Source organism: Rhizobium chutanense, from assembly GCF_002531935.1.
GTDB classification, from domain to species: Bacteria; Pseudomonadota; Alphaproteobacteria; order Rhizobiales; family Rhizobiaceae; genus Rhizobium; species Rhizobium chutanense.
On the sequence record NZ_NWSV01000018.1, the window covers coordinates 1 to 18,705 of the forward strand.

General features: G+C 61.5%; 18 protein-coding genes. 3 read left to right on the forward strand and 15 right to left on the reverse strand.

Translation table 11 applies throughout. From position 1 onward, the window contains the following. Positions 1-310 precede the first annotated feature (310 nt). The 14 genes from lipA to betI form a co-directional block, all read right to left on the reverse strand. Complete coding sequence (gene lipA / locus CO666_RS22470; RefSeq protein WP_097614399.1) at positions 311-1,282, reverse strand: lipoyl synthase; 972 nt, start codon at positions 1,280-1,282, stop codon at positions 311-313. A 46-nt stretch (positions 1,283-1,328) separates the two neighbouring features. Beyond that, a complete protein-coding gene (locus tag CO666_RS22475) occupies positions 1,329-1,577 on the reverse strand; it encodes a GlsB/YeaQ/YmgE family stress response membrane protein (RefSeq protein WP_097614400.1) in 249 nt (82 codons plus the stop codon). Between the two features lie 17 nt (positions 1,578-1,594). Continuing rightward, positions 1,595-1,849 (reverse strand): GlsB/YeaQ/YmgE family stress response membrane protein, encoded by a 255-nt coding sequence (locus CO666_RS22480; protein WP_085737168.1) that lies wholly within the window; start codon positions 1,847-1,849, stop codon positions 1,595-1,597. A 96-nt stretch (positions 1,850-1,945) separates the two neighbouring features. Further along, entirely contained in the window at positions 1,946-3,391 is a 1,446-nt protein-coding gene (gene lpdA, locus CO666_RS22485) for a dihydrolipoyl dehydrogenase (protein WP_097614401.1), read from the reverse strand. 18 nt (positions 3,392-3,409) lie between these two features. Continuing rightward, positions 3,410-3,991 carry a GNAT family N-acetyltransferase gene (locus tag CO666_RS22490; protein ID WP_097614402.1) on the reverse strand — a complete coding sequence of 194 codons (582 nt, stop codon included), beginning with the start codon at positions 3,989-3,991 and terminating at the stop codon, positions 3,410-3,412. Next, on the reverse strand, positions 3,992-4,633 hold the full coding sequence (locus tag CO666_RS22495; RefSeq protein ID WP_097614403.1) for an SGNH/GDSL hydrolase family protein: 642 nt from the start codon (positions 4,631-4,633) through the stop codon (positions 3,992-3,994). It lies immediately after the preceding gene. 18 nt (positions 4,634-4,651) lie between these two features. Further along, entirely contained in the window at positions 4,652-5,995 is a 1,344-nt protein-coding gene (locus tag CO666_RS22500) for a pyruvate dehydrogenase complex dihydrolipoamide acetyltransferase (protein ID WP_097614404.1), read from the reverse strand. A gap of 15 nt (positions 5,996-6,010) precedes the next feature. Continuing rightward, entirely contained in the window at positions 6,011-7,396 is a 1,386-nt protein-coding gene (locus tag CO666_RS22505) for a pyruvate dehydrogenase complex E1 component subunit beta (protein ID WP_097614405.1), read from the reverse strand. 15 nt (positions 7,397-7,411) lie between these two features. Beyond that, on the reverse strand, positions 7,412-8,458 hold the full coding sequence (gene pdhA, locus CO666_RS22510; protein WP_097614406.1) for a pyruvate dehydrogenase (acetyl-transferring) E1 component subunit alpha: 1,047 nt from the start codon (positions 8,456-8,458) through the stop codon (positions 7,412-7,414). Positions 8,459-8,603: 145 nt separating this feature from the next. Further along, the gene (locus CO666_RS22515; protein WP_011425208.1) at positions 8,604-8,924 is read right to left on the reverse strand and encodes an FtsB family cell division protein; all 321 of its coding nucleotides are present in this window, start codon (positions 8,922-8,924) and stop codon (positions 8,604-8,606) included. A 134-nt stretch (positions 8,925-9,058) separates the two neighbouring features. Continuing rightward, a complete protein-coding gene (gene eno, locus CO666_RS22520) occupies positions 9,059-10,333 on the reverse strand; it encodes a phosphopyruvate hydratase (RefSeq protein ID WP_097614407.1) in 1,275 nt (424 codons plus the stop codon). A 142-nt stretch (positions 10,334-10,475) separates the two neighbouring features. Next, entirely contained in the window at positions 10,476-11,321 is an 846-nt protein-coding gene (gene kdsA / locus CO666_RS22525; RefSeq protein ID WP_097614408.1) for a 3-deoxy-8-phosphooctulonate synthase, read from the reverse strand. Further along, a complete protein-coding gene (locus tag CO666_RS22530) occupies positions 11,318-12,214 on the reverse strand; it encodes a VOC family protein (protein WP_097614409.1) in 897 nt (298 codons plus the stop codon). The genes kdsA and CO666_RS22530 overlap by 4 nt, the downstream gene beginning before the upstream one ends. 237 nt (positions 12,215-12,451) lie before the next feature. Next, complete coding sequence (gene betI / locus CO666_RS22535) at positions 12,452-13,051, reverse strand: choline-binding transcriptional repressor BetI (RefSeq protein WP_097614410.1); 600 nt, start codon at positions 13,049-13,051, stop codon at positions 12,452-12,454. Positions 13,052-13,160: 109 nt separating this feature from the next. Between betI and choX the strand changes: the two genes are divergently transcribed. From choX to lexA, 3 genes are all read left to right on the forward strand, one after another. Further along, positions 13,161-14,099: a choline ABC transporter substrate-binding protein gene (gene choX / locus CO666_RS22540; RefSeq protein WP_097614411.1), complete on the forward strand. Its 939-nt coding sequence runs from the start codon at positions 13,161-13,163 to the stop codon at positions 14,097-14,099. A 10-nt stretch (positions 14,100-14,109) separates the two neighbouring features. Continuing rightward, positions 14,110-14,928: an alpha/beta fold hydrolase gene (locus CO666_RS22545; protein WP_245436838.1), complete on the forward strand. Its 819-nt coding sequence runs from the start codon at positions 14,110-14,112 to the stop codon at positions 14,926-14,928. Positions 14,929-15,348: 420 nt separating this feature from the next. Continuing rightward, positions 15,349-16,068: a transcriptional repressor LexA gene (lexA, locus tag CO666_RS22550; protein ID WP_029873161.1), complete on the forward strand. Its 720-nt coding sequence runs from the start codon at positions 15,349-15,351 to the stop codon at positions 16,066-16,068. Here lexA and CO666_RS22555 read toward each other — a convergent pair. Further along, entirely contained in the window at positions 16,049-18,478 is a 2,430-nt protein-coding gene (locus CO666_RS22555; protein ID WP_097614413.1) for a ComEC/Rec2 family competence protein, read from the reverse strand. The genes lexA and CO666_RS22555 overlap by 20 nt on opposite strands. Positions 18,479-18,705 lie beyond the last annotated feature (227 nt).

Genomic DNA, 18,705 nt, shown 5'->3' on the forward strand with positions numbered 1-18,705 from the left:
TTCGAATATGCAACTTGACAACCCAGATAGTCGCTCATCCGGCTGCCGCCACCTTCTCCCCGTAAACGGGGCGAAGGAGGATAGCCGCACCTCTCCGTTCCCCATCCGCCTTTGCTAAAGTCCCCTCCCCAACCCCTCCCCACAAGGGGGAGGGACTAACCCGGAGTGCTCGCCTGGTCCCACTCGAAACGCCGCAGATAGGGAAAACGGGTGCGGCAGATTAAGCCCCTCCCCCTTGTGGGGAGGGGTTTGGGGCGGGGTCTTGGGTGGCACGGATCGGACCGTTATGGGACAAACCCAATGCCAAATCTTACTCGGCGGCCAACAACAACTTCTTCTCCCGCGCCGCTCTCAGCCGAGCAAAATCATCACCGGCGTGGTGAGACGAGCGGGTCAGCGGGCTGGAGGCGACCATCAGGAAGCCCTTGCTGTAGGCGACCGTCTCGTAGGACTTGAACTCGTCGGGGGTGACGAAGCTCATGACCTGATGGTGTTTGCGGGTCGGCTGCAGGTATTGGCCGATGGTGAGAAAATCGACATCGGCGGTGCGCAGATCGTCCATCAGCTGCAGCACTTCGTTGCGCTCCTCGCCGAGGCCGACCATGATGCCCGATTTGGTGAACATGGTCGGATCGAGTTCCTTCACCCGCTGCAGCAGCCGGATGGAGTGGAAATAACGGGCACCGGGGCGGACCGTCAGATAGTTGCCGGGAACCGTTTCCATGTTGTGGTTGAAGACGTCGGGCTTGGCGGCGACAACGCGCTCCAAGGCGCCCGGCTTCTTCAGAAAGTCGGGTGTGAGGATCTCGATCGTCGTTGCCGGCGAAGCAGCACGGATCGCCCAGATCACCTTTTCGAAATGTTCGGCGCCGCCATCTTCCAGATCATCACGGTCGACCGAGGTGATGACGACGTGGGACAGGCCCATTTCCTTGACCGCCTTGGCGACGTTCTCGGGCTCGGCCATATCGAGCGCGTTCGGCTTGCCGGTCGCGACGTTGCAGAAGGCGCAGGCGCGGGTACAGATCTCGCCCATGATCATGAAGGTGGCGTGCTTCTTGTCCCAGCACTCGCCGATATTCGGGCAGCCGGCTTCCTCGCAGACGGTGACGAGCTTGTGCTCCTTCACGATCGCCCGCGTCTCGGCATAACCCTTGGAGGTCGGCGCCTTGACGCGGATCCAGTCCGGCTTGCGCATGACCTCCGTATCCGGGCGATGCGCCTTCTCAGGATGGCGCACGCGCTTGGCGTCGGGATTGATCGTGTCGAGAATGGTCACCATTGCAGTTTCAGCTTTCTACCGCCCCTATGCGGCAAATCATCAGGAGCTAGCGCCGCACCAGCCGCGCAAGGAATATCAGCAGGCAGGCGCCGAGGAAACCCGTTACGAAATAGCCGAGCCGCCCGCCGACCACCGCGACATGGAACTGCGCGAGGATGGCGCTGGCAACGACCGAGCCGACGATGCCGAGCACGATGTTCAGGAAAATCCCGTATCGCGCTTCCATCAGCTTGCCGGCCAGCCAGCCCGCAAGTCCGCCGATGATGATTGCCGAAATCCAGCCCACGCCTTCCATGCCTGCCCTCTTTGCCCTTACGCGACCGCTCTCGCGATCAGCACCACGACGATCGCACCGACCGTGGCGTGGATGATCTGCACAACAAGCGCGTTTTCAATGCCCAGCGAAATGCCGAGCGCGCTGAACAGATATCCGCCGACGAAGGCGCCGATGATGCCGCTGAGCAGGCATCTTATCAGGCCACCGCCACCGACGACCAGACTTGCGAGGAAGCCTGCAACCAGGCCGATCAACAAAAATACCAACAACGCTTGCGTCTCCATAGACATGATAATTTCCTTTCGTCTTTTCCACCCCCGGGACGGCCTAGGCCATCCTGGAGGACGGCTTCGCCGCCTCGGGATAAAGGGCGGCTCGGGACATTATCAAGCGTTCAGCACGCGGCCATAGGCATCGAGCACTGCTTCCTTCATCGTTTCGGACACCGTCGGGTGCGGGAAGATGGTGTGCATCAGCTCTTCCTCGGTCGTTTCGAGGTTCATCGCGACGACGAAGCCCTGGATGAGCTCGGTGACTTCGGCGCCGACCATGTGAGCGCCGAGCAGTTCGCCGGTCTTCTTGTCGAAGATCACCTTCACCATGCCCTGGTCTTCGCCGAGCGCGATCGCCTTGCCGTTCGCCGCAAAGGAGAAGCGGCCGACGCGGATGTCACGGCCCTGCTCCTTGGCCTTGGCTTCTGTGAGGCCGACGGAGGCGACCTGCGGATTGCAATAGGTGCAGCCCGGAACCTTGCCCTTGTCGGTGGGATGAACGTGCGGCAGGCCGGCGATCTTTTCGACGCAGACGACACCTTCGTGCTCGGCCTTGTGGGCCAGCATCGGCGGGCCGGCAACGTCGCCGATCGCATAGATGCCGGCGACATTGGTCTTGCCGTAACCGTCGGCGACGACGCAGCCGCGGTCGGTCTTGATGCCGAGCGCCTCGAGGCCGAGGTTTTCGATGTTGCCCTGAACGCCGACGGCCGAAATCATCCGGTCGGCGGTGATCTGCTGCACCTTGCCGTCTGACGTCTCGACATGGGCGGTGATGCTGCCCGCCCCCTTCTCGACCTTGGTCACCTTGGCACTGGTGAAGATCTTGAGGCCGCGCTTTTCCAGCTGCTTGCGGGCGATGGCGGTGATTTCGGCATCCTCGACCGGCATGATGGTCGGCATGACTTCGACAACCGTGACGTCGACGCCCATCGAGCGGTAGAAGCTTGCGAATTCGATGCCGATCGCGCCCGAGCCCATGACGATCAGCGATTTCGGCAGCGCGTCCGGCTTCAGCGCTTCGAAATAGGTCCAGATCAGCTTGCCATCGGGCTCGATGCCGGGCAGCGCGCGCGGACGGGCACCGGTCGCGATGATGATGTGCTTGGCGTTATAGGTGCCCTCGCCCTTGACGTTCTTCGGCAGCGGGTGCTGCGGCTCGACCACCGGCTTCGACGACTTGCCGACGACGATCTCACCTGGCTTGGTGATCTTCGCCTCGCCCCAGATGATGTCGATCTTGTTCTTCTTCATCAAGAAGCCGACGCCGGCATTCAGGCGGGCGGAGACGGCGCGCGAGCGGCCGACGACAGCCTTGGCATCCGGCTTGACCGTGCCTTCGAGAACCAGGCCGAAATCCTTGAAGTGATTGGCATGGTCGAGCACTTCGGCCGAGCGCAGCAGCGCCTTTGTGGGGATGCAGCCCCAGTTGAGGCAGATGCCGCCCATATGCTCGCGCTCGACGATCGCGGTCTTGAGGCCGAGCTGGCTGGCGCGGATGGCGGCGACATAGCCGCCGGGACCGGAGCCGATGATGATGACGTCGTAGGATTCAGCCATGTGTTTCCTGCCCTTTTGTTACGCTGCGCTGCGGGTCATGAGCACCCACGCGTGTCTCTTGCTGTTGTCGAAGAGCGGCACGGCATCGGCACGCGCAGCCTCCAGGAATCCGTTTCTTCCATAAAGCGACAGAGCCGCCTCGTTATCACTTGCGGTGATGAGACTGACCGAGCGGCAATCCGCCCTTTCGATCTGATCGTCCAGCAGCCTGCGCCCGATGCCGATGCCGCGCAGATGGCGGTAAACACCGAGACTGCCGATGAACCAGCTTCCCACAACCGTTTTCTGCAAAGCGAGCATCGGCGCCGTTGCCGGGATGCTCGCCTCGATATTGCCTATGCCTTCGTCAAGCGCATGACCGATCGCCACACCGGCGACCTCGCCATAGGCTTCGGCGATAACGGCATCCCGCCAGCCGCCGACAGCTTCTTCCTCACGCATCTTCAGCCTGCCCCGCTCCAGCGGCGTGTCGCTGACGCCGTTCGCCACATCGGCGAACCAGAGCCAGGAGGCAAAACCGTGCGATGCGATATCCGCCAGGATCGCCAGCTCCGAGGCATCACGCCGTGAGGCCTGCCGCAGCGCGATGAAGGCGGCCATTCAGATCCCCAGCATCATCCGCACGATCGATTCCAGCCCGCGCCCGAGCGCGCGCGTATTTTCCGCATCGAGATGAATGCCATCGATCGGCGTGGTTCTGGCGACGGAATTGCCGTCGAAAAAGCCGCAGCCGAGTTCGTCGGCAAGATCACGATAAAGCGTTGCGAGCTTTGCCGATTCCTCGATGCCGCCGGGAAAGGACGCCGCGAAGGGCACATTGCCCGTCGCGCAGATCGCCGGCGGCGCCACGATCAGGATCTCCGGCCCGTCGAATTCGAAGGGCCAGGCATGATTGCGGATCAGCCGCACCAGGCGGCTGATGCCCTGGCAGGCGGCAAAGGCGGAACCCGATACAACCGGCTTCATGTCATTGGTGCCGAGCAGCAGGATCACGAGATCGAGCGGCGCATGCGTCTGCAGGATCGTCGGCAGGACGCGCGCGCCGTTGCGGTCGCAATCGGCGAGGTGGTCGTCGAAAGCGGTCGTGCGACCGTTCAGGCCCTCGGGGATGACACGCGCCTCGCTGCCGAGCGCTGCCTGAAGCACGCTCGGCCAGCGGTTCTTGTAGTCATGACGGCCGATCGTCTCGGCGTCATAACCCCAGGTCAGCGAGTCGCCATAGCAAAGAACGGTCTTGGTCATTTCCGCCTCCGCCAAGCGTCAGACAAGCATGCCCATCGGGTTCTCGATGTAGCCCTTGAAGGCCTGGAGCAGCTCCGCGCCGAGCGCGCCGTCGACGCAGCGATGGTCGGTCGACAGCGTCACCGACATCACGGTGGCGATCGCCATTTCGCCGTTCTTGACGACGACCCGCTGTTCGCCGGCGCCGACCGCGAGGATCGTCGCATGCGGCGGGTTGACGACGGCGGCGAAGTTCTTCACGCCCATCATGCCCATGTTCGAGACCGAGCTGGTGCCGCCCTGATATTCCTCAGGCTTCAGCTTGCGGTCTTTGGCGCGCTTGCCGAGATCGCGCATCTCGTTGGAGATCGCAGACAGCGTCTTCTGCTCGGCCTTGCGGATGATCGGGGTGATCAGACCGCCGGGGATCGAGACGGCAACACCGACATCGGCGTGCTTGTGCTTGACCATGTTGCTGTCGGTCCAGGAGACGTTGGCGTCCGGAACATCGCGCAGCGCCAGCGCCATGGCCTTGATGACCATGTCGTTGACCGAGAGCTTGTAGGCCGGAGCATTGTCCTTGCGCGGAGCCGCATCGTTCAACTGGGCGCGCAGCGCCATCAGCGCGTCGAGTTCGCAATCGACGCTGACGTAGAAATGCGGGATCGTCTGCTTGGATTCGACCAGGCGCCGGGCGATCGTCTTGCGCATGCCGTCATGCGGCACGAGCTCGTAGGAGCCAGGTTCGAAAAGCTTGAGCACGGCGTCCTCGGAAGCGCCCTTCGGCGCTGCGGCAGCCGGGGCCGGAGTTGCGGCGGCCTGCGGAGCGGCAGCAGCCGGTGCGGACGCAGCCTTGGCGCCACCGCCGGCGACGGCAGCTTCGACATCGCTCTTGATGACGCGGCCATGCGGGCCGGAGCCTGCGACGGCAGAAAGATCGATACCGGCTTCCTTGGCCAGACGGCGTGCAAGCGGCGAAGAGAAGGTGCGGTTGCCGCCTCCCGAAACCGATGCCGGTGCAGCGGCAGCAGCCGGAGCGGACTCAGCCTTCGCCGGTGCGGCATCAGCCTTCGGCGCAGGTGCGGCTTCGGCCTTCGGAGCGGCGGAACCCGCGCCGCTTGCGGCAGCGGCGACATCCTCGCCATCGGCGGCGAGGACGGCGATCAGCGCGTTGACCTTGACGCCTTCGGTGCCGGCGGCAACGACCAGCTTGGCGACCGTGCCTTCATCGACGGCTTCGACTTCCATCGTTGCCTTGTCGGTCTCGATCTCGGCGATCACATCGCCTGATTTGACCGTGTCGCCTTCCTTGACCAGCCATTTGGAAAGATTGCCTTCCTCCATGGTCGGAGAGAGGGCGGGCATCGTGATATTGATCGGCATCGAAATACCCTCCCCTTATTTGTAGCAAACAGCCTTCACCGCATCGACGACTTCGCCGACATTCGGAAGTGCCAGCTTTTCGAGATTGGCTGCATAAGGCATCGGAACGTCCTTGCCGGCGATCGTCAGCACCGGCGCATCGAGATAGTCGAAGGCCTGCTGCATGACGCGGGTGGCAATTTCGGTGCCGACCGAAGACTGCGGATAACCTTCCTCGACGGTGACCAGACGGCCGGTCTTCTTGACCGATTCGATGATCGTCGGCAGGTCCATCGGGCGAATGGTGCGAAGGTCGATCAGCTCGACATCGATGCCGATCTTCTCGAGTTCGGCGGCGGCCTTCGTCGCATAGGTCATGCCGATACCGAAGGAGACGACCGTGACATCCTTGCCCGGGCGGTGGATGCGGGCCTTGCCGATCGGCAGCACGAAATTGTCGAGCTTCGGCACGTCGAAGTGCTGACCGTAGAGAATTTCGTTTTCGAGGAAGATGACCGGGTTCGGATCGCGGATCGCCGCCTTCAGCAGGCCCTTGGCGTCGGATGCCGTGTAGGGCATGACGACCTTGAGGCCGGGGATGGCGCTGTACCAGGCGGCGTAATCCTGACTGTGCTGGGCGCCGACGCGGGCGGCAGCGCCGTTCGGGCCGCGGAAGACGATCGGAGCACCCATCTGGCCGCCGGACATATAGAGCGTCTTGGCGGCGGAGTTGATGATGTGGTCGATCGCCTGCATGGCGAAGTTGAAGGTCATGAATTCGACGATCGGGCGAAGGCCGGCCATGGCGGCGCCGACGCCGACGCCGGCAAAGCCGTGCTCGGTGATCGGCGTGTCGATGACACGACGCGGCCCGAACTCCTGCAGCAGGCCCTGGGTGACCTTGTAGGCGCCCTGATATTCTGCGACTTCCTCGCCCATAACGAAGACATCGTCGCTGGCGCGCATTTCTTCGGCCATGGCGTCACGCAGCGCTTCGCGCACGGTCATCGACACCATTTCGGTGCCGGCCGGAATTTCCGGATCGTTCGGAACGACGGCCTTCGGCTCGGCCGGCAGCGGCGCGGAAGCAGAGCCGGTATTGGTCGGCTTCTCTTCCTGAGCAACGGCAGGCGCTGCTGCGGCGGCCGGCTTGGCGGCGGAAAGATCCGCAGCGGATTCGCCGTCCTGCAGCAGTACGGCGATCTTGGTGTTGACCTTGACGCCTTCGGTGCCGGCGTCGACGAGCAGCTTGCCGATGACGCCTTCGTCGACGGCTTCGACTTCCATCGTCGCCTTGTCGGTTTCGATTTCGGCAATGACGTCGCCTGAGGTGACCTTGTCACCTTCCTGCTTCAGCCATTTGGACAGCGTGCCTTCTTCCATCGTCGGAGAGAGGGCGGGCATGAGGATATCGATAGGCATGGGTTCCCTCCCCGATTAGAGCAGAATGTCGGTGTAGAGCTCGGATGCATCCGGCTCCGGATCGGCCTGGGCGAAGTCGGCGCTGTCGGCGACGATGTCGCGGACATCCTTGTCGATCGCCTTCAGATCGTCTTCGGAAGCCCAGCCCTTTTCGATGAGGCGCGCCTTGACCTGCTCGATCGGATCCTGCTCGGAGCGCATCTTCTGCACTTCTTCCTTGGAGCGATACTTCGCCGGATCGGACATGGAGTGACCGCGATAGCGATAGGTCAGCATTTCCAAGATGATCGGGCCCTTGCCGGAGCGGCAATGTTCGAGCGCCTCGTCGGCCGCCGCCTTGACGGCGCGAACATCCATGCCGTCGACCTGAATGCCGGGAATGCCGAAGCCGGAGCCGCGCAGCGAGTAGTTCGACTGAGCCGTGGCGCGGGCAGTCGAGGTGCCCATGGCGTAACGGTTGTTCTCGACGATATAAACGATCGGCAGCTTCCAGAGCGCCGCCATGTTGAAGCTCTCGTAGACCTGGCCCTGGTTGGCGGCGCCGTCGCCGAAATAGGCGATCGAGACATTGCCGTTGCCGCGGTAGTGGTTTGCAAAGGCAAGGCCCGTTCCGAGCGAAACCTGGGCGCCGACGATGCCGTGGCCGCCGTAGAAATGCTTCTCTTTCGAGAACATGTGCATCGAGCCGCCCTTCCCGTGGGAATAGCCGCTGCGGCGCCCGGTCAGTTCCGCCATGACGCCGCGTGCTTCCATGCCGGTTGCCAGCATGTGGCCGTGGTCGCGATAGGCGGTGATAACCTGGTCGCCTTCCTTCTGCGCCATCTGCATGCCGACGACGACAGCTTCCTGACCGATGTAGAGGTGGCAAAAGCCGCCGATGAAGCCCATGCCGTAAAGCTGACCGGCCTTCTCCTCGAAGCGGCGGATCAGCAGCATTTCGCGATAGGCCTTAAGCTCCTCATCGCGATCGAAGTCGGCTACAGGGCCTCCATTCGAGGCTTTGACTGCGGGTTTTGCTGATGTTTTCCGGCTGGAAACCGTCGCGGTCTTTCGCGGCGCCATTCAACCCTCCCTATGGTTTGTCGGTTCTCGGTTGCCGCGTACCATAGGGAAGAAATATGACCACAGCAATGCCATAATTGCATGGCTCGTATTCGGCACTAAATAATTGGAAATACAATAGAAATTCCAATTAACCGAATTCCGGTTAATTGGAATAATGATTGAATATGACGATCTCGTCGGCGCGCGACATATTCAGCTGATAGCGCGCCTTTTCGTCCAGCATATCCTTGTCGAGCGAACCGTCACTGAGGAGCGCGACCTGATTTTCCAGATGTTCGCGCTTCGCCTTCAAGATCGCAAGCTCTTTTTCACGCGCGACACGCTGATGCTCGAACGTCTCCGTTGCGCGCAGTCCGTAATCGCCATGAATGCAATGATAACCGAAATAGGAAAGGAAGGCGACCGTCATAGCCGGAATGACGAAGCGGCCGAGTTTTCTCTTCTTATGATGCTTTGTCCACATACACGCATGCTCTTGAACGCATTACCAATTCGTTCAGCATAACGCGCAGAGATTAACCGTTCATTGACCGTAATCGCCGGCAAGAAAAAACCCGCGCCGGGAGGCGCGGGTCGAGCATTGCAAATCGGATCCGATCAGCCGCGGATGATCGAGCGGCCGGCATACTGAGCCTGCGGGCCAAGGCCTTCCTCGATGCGGATCAGCTGGTTGTACTTGGCAAGACGGTCGGAACGCGACAGCGAGCCGGTCTTGATCTGGCCGCAGTTGGTGGCGACTGCGAGATCGGCGATGGTCGAATCTTCGGTTTCGCCGGAGCGGTGCGACATGACGGCGGTATAGGCTGCCTTGTGCGCCGTGTTGACGGCGTCGAGGGTTTCCGTCAGCGAGCCGATCTGGTTGACCTTGACGAGGATCGAATTGGCGACGCCCATGCGGATGCCATCGCGAAGACGGGCGGAATTGGTGACGAAGAGATCGTCGCCGACGAGCTGGGTCTTCTTGCCGGTCAGATCGGTCAGCGTCTTCCAGCCGTCCCAATCGTCTTCGGCCATGCCGTCTTCGATCGAGATGATCGGGTACTTGGCGGCGAGTTCGGCCAGATATTCAGCCATGGCGCCCGATTCGAGGGTGCGTCCTTCACCTTCGAGAACGTATTTGCCGTCCTTGAAGAATTCCGTCGAGGCGCAATCGAGGCCGAGGTAGATGTCCTCGCCCGGCTTGTAGCCGGCTTTCTCGACCGACTTCATGATGAAGTCGAGGGCTTCCGAAGCGCTCTTCAGGCCCGGTGCGAAACCGCCTTCGTCGCCGACATTGGTGTTGTGGCCCTGGGCGGCCAGTTCCTTGCGGAGCGTATGGAAGACTTCCGAGCCCATGCGCACGGCTTCGGCGATCGTATCGGCGCCGACCGGCAGGATCATGAATTCCTGGAAATCGATCGGGTTGTCGGCATGGGCGCCGCCGTTGATGATGTTCATCATCGGCACCGGCAGGAGGCTTGCAGACGCGCCGCCGACGTAACGGTAAAGCGGCAGGCCGGAGGCCTGGGCGGCAGCCTTGGCGACGGCGAGCGAGACGCCAAGGATGGCGTTGGCGCCGAGGCGCGACTTGTTCGGCGTGCCGTCCAGCTCGATCATGATGTTGTCGATCTGGATCTGGTTTTCGGCGTCGATGCCGCCGATCGCGTCGAAGATCTCGGTATTGGCGGCATCGACCGCCTTCTGGACGCCCTTGCCGAGGTAGCGCTTGCCGCCGTCGCGCAGTTCGACCGCCTCGTGCGCGCCCGTCGAGGCGCCCGAGGGAACGGCCGCGCGGCCCATGCTGCCGTCTTCGAGATAGATATCGACTTCGACGGTGGGGTTGCCACGGCTATCGAGAATCTCGCGGGCGATGATATCGGTGATTGCAGTCATGGGTTCTTCCTGCTCGGTGGGTGATAAGTCGTTCGAAGCCTGTCATAATCGAAGGCGTGCAAATTACAATGGCGCAGTTTTCCGCCTTCGAACCAGCTTGTCCGATCTCGCCTATAGCACGATCATGTCAGACTGTTGAACGTCAGGCCTTGGCGACCGCATCGAAGGCGAGCAGCTTTTCCAGAAGCCGCGGCATGTCCTTGAGATAGACCATGTTCGGGCCGTCGGAAGGCGCATTGTCCGGATCCTGGTGGGTTTCCACGAAGACGCCGGCAATGCCGGTGGCGACTGCGGCGCGCGCCAGCGTTTCCACGAATTCCCGCTGACCGCCGGAGGATTCGCCCTGCCCGCCGGGCTGCGCCACCGAATGGGTCGCGTCGAAGATGACGGGCGCGCCCATCGCCGCCATGATCGGCAGCGAACGCATGTCGGAAACCAAAGTGTTATAACCGAAGGAAGCGCCGCGCTCGCACAGGAGCACGTTCGGATTGCCGCTGACATTGAGCTTCTTCAGGACGTTCTTCATATCCCAGGGCGCGAGGAACTGGCCTTTCTTGACGTTGACGACGCGGCCGGTCCGGGCGGCGGCGATCAGAAGGTCGGTCTGGCGGCAGAGGAAGGCCGGGATCTGCAGCACATCAACCACCTTTGCGACCTCGGCGCATTGCTCGGCGGTATGGACGTCGGTCAGGACGGGAAAACCGAACTCCTTCTTCAACTCGGCAAAGACCTCCATGCCCTTTTCGATCCCGATGCCGCGTTCGGCCGAAAGCGAGGTCCGGTTCGCCTTGTCGAAGGAGCTCTTGTAGACGAGGCCGATGCCGAGCTTTGCGCACAGCTCCTTCAGCGTGCCGGCGACCATGAAAGCATGGTCGCGGCTCTCCATCTGGCAGGGGCCGGCAATCAGCGACAGGCGGCCTGTGTTGGAAAAGGTGACCTGGCTCTGGCCTTCGCCGACCTTGACTACGGAATTCGTATCGGTGCTCATCGTGTTTCCTCGAAGGCGAAGAGCGTGCCCTGCCCGGGCGCGGGCTTCACCAGAATGCGATTGTTCTTGCGCGTGTAGGTCACCCCGTTAGCAGTCAAATGCGCTTCTGTCACGGCAAGATCGGCGACATTGAAGAGGATTGCCCGGCCGCGCAGGCCGCGATCGGCGGATGAGACGGCGATCTCGAAATAGGCCTCCAGCCCTTCCGGCGTCATCAGGCTGATTTTCACATTCGACGCGGCGATGTTGACGCCGAAGCCGGTTTTTTCGACGGCCGATTGCGCCGCGGCAAGACCGACGAAGGCGGCAAACGCGGCGGCATCGGGCGCACAGAGCGCGATCTCGGCAATCCCCGTCACGCCATTGGCATGCGTTTCCAGCGTGCCGCGGTCGGCAGGCAGCGGATTGATACGCTCGACGCTGAAAAAGAAGAAATCCGGCGCGCGCAGATCGGTAGTAAAGGCCAGCTTGAAGCCGGCCATAGTCTCGGAACCATCCGGCATTTTCAGCGGCCGGCTGAACTGCAGCACGTCGCCGGCGCTCGATCCGCGGCCGACAAAGCTCCGATGATCGCGGCCGGCGTCGCTGGTGCCGAAAGCTACCGCCGAGAGCCCCTCCTCGCCGCAACGGAAGCGGAACGCCTGGTTGCGGGCGGTGAAGACATTGCCCTGCCGCGCCGCTGCGTTGCTCTCTTCGACGCTCGCGACGCCGAGCGGCTCCAGATAGGTTTTGTCGGCAAAGAAGACGCAGGCGTTTTCCGTTCCGAAGGGATGGCGCGCATCGGCGGCGACGGTGAAGCCGAGCTTGCCGAGTCTTTCGCGCGCCAGGTCGATATTGACGACGGGCAGCACGACATGGTCCAGCGGATGCGGGTTAGCGGAATGCGCGTTCATGAATCCCTCCCTGACACGACAGAGATGTGTGATACCACGGCCTTCAAGGCAAGGCCTGCCTGGCAATCCGGCGAAGTCGAAAACTTGGGGCCGACGCAGCCCTCTACTAAGCCAAGTCGAGCGGATGCAACGAATGCAAGATTTGATCCCGCAACGCAGCAGCCGATGCACTTGTAGGCCGTGCATCATGTTCACACCGAGAAGATTTGCATAGCCACGCCCAGGCGCTGACCTCACCTAGCGCGCTGCGCGGATGTTCAGCGTGGGGATGCGGTATTTCAGATATTCGCGCATCTGGTTGAGGGCTATATCTCGGGTCAGGCCTTCCGATTGCAAGCCGGCCCGCAGCCAGAGCCCATCGATCAGCGCCGTGATCGCCAGCGTCACGGCCTCGCATTCGGCACGTGGCAGAAGATGGACCAGCGCCGACATCAAGTTGGAACGCATGCGGGCATGGATCACCTTCTGGATACGGGCGAGCTGCGGCTCACGCGGAACCTCGGCGCAAAGAGAAAGCCAGGCGTGGCAGATAGAAGGTCGGAAGAAACGCTCCTCGAAATTGCCTTCGATGATCGCCTCCAGTCGCTCGCAAGGCGTCGTCGCCTGTTTCAGCCGGGCGTTCACCGCCTCACTGAGTGAAAGATTCGCCTCGCGCATCGCATGCTCGAATAGCTCCTGCTTGCTGCGAAAATAGTGCAGCACGATGCCTTTGGAGGCACCGGCATGGGCAGCCACCTTTTCCAACGTCGCGCCCGCCATGCCTTCCTGCTGCAACACCTCGAAGGCCGCCTGTCGCAGCTCCTTGCGCCGGATTGCGCTGATTTTAGTCAGTTTCATGCTCGTGCCCGTTCATCTTGTCTCCATTATTGACAATTCTTCCGCAAAGATCAATTATTGACCGGCGGGACAATTAAAAAACCTTGTGGTTAATAAAAGGAACATGCAAATGAGTCAGCATCTGAAGACAGGCGTTCTTTCCATACTCCTCAGCGCCGTAGCCATGCCGGCTTTCGCCGCCGATCCGGAAAGCTGCAAGGTGATCCGCATGGCAGAGCCCGGCTGGAACGATCTCGCTTTCACCTCCGGCGTCGGCCTCACTCTTTTGAAGGCCCTGGGATACGAGCCGCGAAGCTCGCTGCTGGGCATCGACGTCATCTATCTCAGCTTGAAAAACAAGAATCTCGACGTCTTTCTTGGCTATTGGGACCCTGCCATGGTCACCTACTACAAGCCCTACAAGGAAGACGGCTCCGTTGAGAACGTCGTGACTAATCTGAAGGGCGCGAAATACACCTTTGCCGTCCCGACCTATGTTTGGGACGCCGGCGTCAAAGATTTCGCCGACCTGCAGAAATTCCCCGATCAGTTCGAAAAGAAGCTCTACGGCATCGAGCCTGGCTCGAACCAGTTGATGCTGGACGCGGTCCAGGATCAGACGCTCGGTCTTTCCGGCTGGGATGTTGTCGAATCCAGCGAACAGGGCATGCTCGCCGAGGTCAAGCGCCACGCAAAGGACAAAGCCTTCATAGTCTTCCAGGGCTGGGCGCCGCATCCGATGAATACCGAGCTGGATATCAAATACCTGACCGGTGGGGACAAGTTCTACGGACCGGATTTCGGCGCAGCCACGGTCTCGACGCAGGTGCGCAAGGGTTACCTTCAGGAATGCCCCAACGTCGCGAAACTGCTGCAAAACCTGACTTTCGACGTCGATTTCGAAAACAAGGGCATGGGTTATCTAATGGCGGATGGCCTGACTCCGGAGGAGGCTGGCCTGAAAGCCATCGCCAGCGAACCGCGACGTCTCAATGCCTGGCTGGATGGCGTGACGACCCTCGATGGCAAGCCAGGGCTTGAGGCTGTGAAAGTTAAGCTGGCGCTGTGAGCCGATTTTGATGAACATCGTCGATCAAAACGGCTGGGCGGCACGCAAGCGCGTGCTGCCCATTACTGACGGGCGGTCGCTCGCATATATTGATACTGGTGGCTCGGGGCCGACGCTGCTGCTGCTGCACGGCTACTCGGATTCCAGCCGCAGCTTTTCGCTATTGGAGCCGTGGCTCTGCGGCTACCGCCTTGTCATCCCGGATTTGCCCGGCCATGGAGGTTCCGCGGTCGGGACAGGCATGACCGTCGCGGATTTCACCGATGACATCGTTGCGCTGATGGCGGCTCTCTCTGTTGAGCGCTTCGCGGTCATTGGCCATTCAATGGGAGCGATGATCGGTATCGATCTTGCTGCCCGGCTGCACGACGTTGTCTCCGCGCTGGTGACGATTTCCGGCACGGTGCGCCCGGCCTTTCCGCAGGACGATCCGGTCACGGACGGAATCCTTGGGCTTTGCGATCCGATCGATCCCGGCAATCCCTTCTTCGATCTCTGGCACGCCTGTCCGCATCCGGTCGATCCTGGTTTCCTCGCCCCCATCAGCCGTGAGGCAGCAGCTATTTCGGCAGAGATTTGGCATGGCATTTTGGTCTGTTTTTCCACACTCGATCTGACGGAGACCGCTATACAGGTCAGAGCGCCCGTGCTTTGCATGGCGGGGAGCGAGGATGTGCTGTTTGATGCAGGTCATCGGCTGGCGCTTGAAGATGCACTCCCGAAAGCACAATCAGTCCTGATGGAAGGATTTGGACATAACCCGCACTGGGAGGATCCCGAAAAGGTCTCGGTGGTTCTCCGCGACTTCTTTCAAGCCACTTTTGACTGAAAAGCTTCTCCTCTGAGAATGCCCGACTTGAGCAATTGAGTGGGATTGTCCCGGAAGGTTCGGCTAGGTCCAATCAGTGTCATCAAACCGACGCCGAGACGGTGAACGCATTCACCGCCTCGGCGATATTCCGGTCCGCTTCATATCCTTCACGAACCGGAATGCTCGAAGGTGTATGCTCACCAGCTTTGCGAGGTTGCCCGCCGGGTTGGCCAACCGAACGGTTTCCTAGGCTTAAAACTTAAGTGCCTCTCACCATTAAAACAAATAGTTAATACCTTCTCGAGAATGAGCTCGTCTAGTCGCTATTCCCAGATAATTTTTTGCGCCTCCAGTTTACGGAAATTTAGCTACTTGCGGAACACATATGGAACATATAGTGTCTGTTCTGGATTTGTTTCAATCAGGGGTCTGACGTCGATGCTCACGCGCAAACAACAGGAGCTTCTCCTTTTCATTCACGAGCGCATGAAGGAATCCGGCGTTCCGCCGTCTTTCGACGAAATGAAGGATGCCCTGGATCTCGCCTCGAAATCGGGCATTCATCGGCTGATTACGGCGCTCGAGGAGCGCGGCTTCATTCGCCGCCTACCGAACCGCGCTCGCGCCCTCGAAGTCATCAAGCTGCCGGAAGCCTATAGCCCCAGCATCCAGCCCCGGCGCGGCTTTTCGCCGAGCGTCATCGAAGGTAGCCTCGGCAAGCCCCAGCCGGTCGCCGCTCCCGCTCCTGCAAAACCCGTTGCCGACAACGGCAACTCGGTCTCCGTGCCGGTCATGGGCCGAATCGCCGCCGGCGTGCCGATCTCGGCGATCCAGAACAACACCCACGACATTGTCGTCCCCGCCGACATGCTCGGCTCCGGTGAACACTACGCGCTGGAGGTCAAGGGCGATTCGATGATCGACGCCGGCATCTTCGACGGCGACACCGTGATCATCCGCAACGGCAGCACCGCAAGTCCCGGCGACATCGTCGTTGCCCTCGTCGATGACGAGGAAGCGACGCTGAAGCGCTTCCGCCGCAAGGGCGCCTCGATCGCGCTGGAAGCCGCCAACCCGGCTTACGAGACCCGGATCTTTGGGCCCGATCGCGTCAAGGTACAGGGCAAGCTCGTCGGCCTCATTCGCCGCTATCACTGACACCGGACGGACCGGATTCGGTAAAACTGTTGCTGCGCCAGTCATAAGCGCGATGTCGCATCCATGGCCGCGACAGCGTCTCGAATGCGGTTGCGACCTCCAGGCCGGCTTCAGTGAAGCGCAATTCGACGGAACCGGTCCTGCGCAGCGTCTCGCCGGTGAACAGCGTGCCACCTGAACGGCAGCTGTTGAAACGCAGGCGGACCGCGGTCACGACGATATCGGCCGTATCGCAGGCCGGGCCGAGATAGGCGGCATTGTCGATGACGGTGACGATATGGCCGTTGCCGAGTCTTGATGTGCACCAGGCTTTCTTGACGCAGGAAAAGCGGTTTGCTTCACCACCTGCTGCGGCGGCCCGCATCGCTGCGCTCGCTTCGTTCTGCTGATCGCGGGAAAGCCTGACGCGGCGGTCTTCTCCTTCCGGCGGGATAGCGGGACCATCCAGCATCTTCGGCGCATAATGCGTCGGCAGGACCAACGCTCGCTGCCACTGGTCGAAGATGAAATCCGGCGGGTTTTCACGGTTGGACGCGATTGCCTCAGCCGCGACGACCGCAACCAGACTGCCGTCCTCCGAAATCACCAGATCCGGCGGCCTGGGAGCCGGCAGCAGCAGTACGGTGAGTGTCGAGACTGATATGATCGATGTGCCGGCATGGCGCAGGCGGGTGCGCAGCAGCGTCAGCAGTAGAAAGCCTGCCACGGCAACAGCGAAATACCAGGCGGGCAAGCGGCCGATGCCGATATCACCGCCCCAGCCGGACACCGTCTTGGCAACCGCAATCACCAGATCGAGACCGAATCCGACCACCTTCCAGAGTGGAGCGTCCAGACCGAAAGGCATGAGCAGCATCGCCAGCAGCCCGGCCGGCATGACGATGAAGGAGATGATCGGCATCGTCGCGAGATTTGCCGGCAGGCCGTAAGCCGTCAGGCGATGAAAATGCTCGATCGAAAACAGCGCGGTGGAAAAGCCGCCGATCAGCGAGGTCAGGAAGACGCCGCCGAAGAAACCGGCGACGGCAACCATCGGCCTGATGATCGGCAGCTTCAGAAAAGCGTTTTCGCGGACACGCCTGTCCTTCCACAACTGATAGCCCGATACCAAAGCCAATGTCGCGGCAAAGGACATCTGAAAGCTCGGACCCAATACTTCCGAAGGTGAAATGGCGATGATGATGAGCGCGGAGAGAACGACATTGCGCAGGCTGATCGACGGCCGATCGAAGAAGACGGCAATCAGCATGATGGCCATCATGATAAAAGCGCGCTCGGCCGAAACCCCGAAACCGGAGATCAGGTAGTAGGCGGTGACGGCGATGAGCGCACCGGCGGCGGCGATCTTCTTTGTCGGATAGGCTTGGGCGACGCCGGGAAAGAGGCTGAGCAGCATCCGGAAGCCGACGAAGAAGATGCCGGCCGACAGCGCCATGTTGAGGCCCGAGATCGCGACGATATGGGCAAGGCCGGACTGGCGCAGCGCCTCCGTCGTCGTCTTCGAGATGGCGCGCCGTTCGTCCGTCACCAGGGCAGCGGCAAAAGCGCCGGTGTCGCCGGGCAGGATAGACCTTATGCGGTCGCCGATGCTGCTGCGCAGCCGGTAGAGCCATTCGAGCAGCGCGTCCGACGTCGACCTGGCCGCTTGGCCTGCCTGCGCGTCGAGTTTCTCCGGCGCACCGTAGAAGAAACCGTTGGCGCCGATGCCATCGAAGTAGGCACCGAAGGAGAAGTCGTTGAGCGTGGGAAGTGCAGGCCCCGCCGGCGGTGTCAGACGTGCCCTGCCTGATATGATGTCGCCGATCTCGAAAGGCGCGTCGGCGCCCCGGACGATCGCGGTGATGCGTCCCGGCGGCCGCTTCAGCTCCGGCGCCTCGGTGCCGGTGACAGCAAGAATGTAGCGCCAGCGGCCGCGGCCGTCGCCTTCCCGCCGTTCGATACGGCCGCTCACCGTCGTCGTCACGGATGAATCGAGGATGACGGTCGAAGCCCGCCAGCTCTCGAACTGGGCCGAGAGCATGCCGCCGGCGAAAAGTGCCAGCGCCAGGAATGCTGCGCGCAAGGCCGGCCGGCTGGCACCGACAAGAAAAACCGCAGCCGCCGGCACCAGCAGGCAGAGCAGCGATGCAACGAGCGGAAAATCCGATGCCGCAAGAAACCAGAAGGCCGAGCCGGCGCCGAGGAAGACCGGGGAGAACAGCAGCAGGCGGCCATGATCGGCCTCCTCGCCCAGCATGCGGGCTCCGGCACGCAGCGATTGCCAGGCGGCGGCCGGCAGCCGATGGCGCAATGGGGTCTGCGACTGCGTCCTTGCCGGTTGGGTCACCACCGCATGCGCGGGAAGACCCGGCGGATCGGCAAGGCCGCTGCCTGCTTCCGGCCGCAATTCGACTGTCGTCAACTCCTGCATGTGCCGCCCAAGGTCACCCGCCCCGGCGGCCAGAATGCAACCTTCAATCAAAACGAGCAAGAATAATCGATTGAAATGTGAGGGAAAATCGAGAGCGCCAAAAGATCAGTCGAATCATTGGCTTCCGCTATGCGTGCGGCTCATCGCTGCAGTGCCTAAAAGGTGATGCCGCAATGCACAAAAAGCCGTCACGGTAACTTGGCATTAGCTTCGCGATCATATAGCTA